The 1,051-nt window shown below is 59.5% G+C and carries 1 protein-coding gene; it reads left to right on the top strand.

Annotated elements, in window-relative coordinates; all coding sequences use genetic code 11:
* The first annotated feature begins 92 nt into the window (after positions 1–92).
* Positions 93–1,041, top strand: a protein-coding gene (locus tag NR193_RS33275; protein WP_256754882.1) for an IS630 family transposase whose coding sequence is annotated in 2 segments (ribosomal slippage) — positions 93–428 and positions 430–1,041 — 948 coding nt in all. Because the reading frame shifts where the segments join, the coding sequence is not laid out codon by codon here.
* Positions 1,042–1,051: the final 10 nt, after the last annotated feature.

Below are 1,051 nucleotides of genomic sequence, written 5' to 3'. Positions count from 1 at the left end.
CTAGAGCGTTTCCTGTTTTGAGAGAATCGTAGGATTCCCAAATCAGGTTGTTTGTGATTCAAGATGCTGGCTGGATTGGAGGCCAGCATCGGATGACGCGGGCGCTTTCAAACGATCTTCGTGAGCGTGTTGTTGAAGCAGTTGGCGCAGGCGAGAATTGCCGTACCGTGGCATCGCGCTTTGGCGTTGCAGTTTCCTCTGTCGTGAAGTGGTCACAGCGCTATCGAGCGACCGGCTCGGTGGCACCGGGCAAGATGGGCGGACATCGCAAGCGCATTCTTGAGCCGCATCGGGCCTTCATCGTGGAGCGGATCAATCAGACCTCTGAGCTGAGTTTGCATAGGCTGAAAGACGAGTTGGCCGCGCGCGGGGTCAAGGTCTCGCACAATACGATCTGGATGTTCCTTCGCCGCGAGGGCCTGAGCTTCAAAAAAAACACTGTTCGCCCTTGAGCAGGCGCGCGCTGATATTGCCCGCAGGCGTCAGCGATGGCGATCCTGGCAGACCGGTCTCGACCCGCAGTGCCTGGTCTTCATCGATGAGACCTGGATCAAGACCAACATGGCTCCGCTGCGAGGTTGGGGTCCGAAGGGCAAGCGGCTGCGCGGCCTGGCGCCGCACGGCCACTGGCGCACGCTGACCTTCCTTGGCGCGCTGCGCTGGGATCGGCTCGCAGCACCTTGCGTCTTCGACGGCCCGATCAACGGCCAATGCTTCCGCGCTTATGTCGAGCAGCAGCTCGTCACCGTTCTGAAGCCCGGCGACATCGTCGTCATGGATAATCTGGGAAGTCATAAGTCGGCGGCCATCAGGCAGATGATCAAGGCTGCCGGCGCCAGGCTTTGGTACCTGCCGCCCTACTCTCCGGACCTCAATCCGATTGAGCAGGCCTTCGCCAAGATCAAACACTGGATGCGCCAGGCTCAGAAACGCACCGTCGAGGAAACTTGGCGCCACATCGGCCACCTCGTCGAAACCATCGAGGCAGCCGAATGCAAGAACTACTTCGAAAACGCCGGGTACGCTTCCGTCAAAACATGAAACGCTCTAG

This window comes from Mesorhizobium sp. Mes31, from assembly GCF_024519675.1.
Classification (GTDB): Bacteria; Pseudomonadota; Alphaproteobacteria; order Rhizobiales; family Rhizobiaceae; genus Mesorhizobium.
Note: the sequence above shows the minus strand (reverse complement) of the source record. Positions and strands in the feature narration are given on the sequence as shown.